Raw genomic sequence first — 1,010 nt, forward strand, 5'->3', positions numbered from 1 at the left:
CGGATGAACTCCTGATGGCGATGGCGTTGCATGCAACGGCCGACGACCTTGCCATCCAGCACGTCGAGGGCGGCGAACAGGGTCGTCGTGCCGTGGCGCTTGTAGTCGTGCGTCATGGTCCCGACCCGGCCTTTTTTCAGCGGCAGTCCCGGTTGCGTTCGGTCGAGAGCCTGGATCTGGCTTTTCTCGTCGATCGACAGCACGACGGCATGGGCAGGCGGATCGACGTAAAGCCCGACGATGTCGCGGACCTTGGCGGCGAAGGCCGGATCATTGGAGAGCTTGAAGGTCCGGATGCGGTGCGGCTGCAGCCCGTGCAAAAGCCAGACGCGCTGGACATAAGAGAGGCTCACGCCTGCCGCCTTCGCCATGGCCCGCCCGGTCCACTGGGTCGTCTCGCCTGGTGGCTCGGCCAACGTCAGGGCGACGATCCGCTCGCCCACTTCGGGTCCGAACGGCGCGATGCGCGAGGGACGTGCTTTGTCGCGCAAGAGCCTGTCTACGCCTTCTTCAGCGAAGCGCTCCTGCCAGCGCCAGACGGCGGTCTTGCTCTTGCCGGTCTGGCGCATGACCGCGTTCGTGCCGAGCCCGTCAGCCGTGGCGAGCACGATCGCAGCGCGCCAGACGTGTTTCTGAGGGCTGTTGCGGTCCGCCATGATGGCTTCGAGCCGGGCACGGTCCGCAGCGTTTACCTCGACGATGATCCCAGGGCGCATGCCCCGGACTCGCACACCATCACCGCGACGGGAATCCCATGAGGGACTCTTCCGTCGCCTTCAATCCACTAGAGCTGTTCCCGCCTATGTAGCGACGGCCAAGTCATCTTCGTAACCGGCAGCTGTGAGGCAGTTGCGGCACTCGTCTGGGGTAAAGCCGGTGAAGGCTTCGCGGATGGTTGCCCAGAGGTCGGGCACGGTGCGGGCGGCAGCAGTCCTGAGCATCTGCTTCAGCTTGGCGAAGATCTGCTCGATGGGATTGAAGTCGGGACTGTAGGGCGGAAGGTAGAGGAC

2 protein-coding genes are annotated in these 1,010 nt (G+C 64.8%); both read right to left on the reverse strand.

The features are described 5' to 3' along the window. On the reverse strand, nucleotides 1-716 hold a 716-nt coding region (locus MKL11_RS31035), incomplete at its 3' end, for an IS630 family transposase (RefSeq protein ID WP_243950861.1). A gap of 84 nt (nucleotides 717-800) precedes the next feature. Continuing rightward, the coding region (locus MKL11_RS31040) for a transposase (RefSeq protein ID WP_243950863.1) at nucleotides 801-1,010 on the reverse strand (210 nt) is incomplete at its 5' end.

The sequence above is a fragment of the Methylobacterium sp. J-077 genome (assembly GCF_022829365.1).
Lineage (GTDB): Bacteria > Pseudomonadota > Alphaproteobacteria > Rhizobiales > Beijerinckiaceae > Methylobacterium.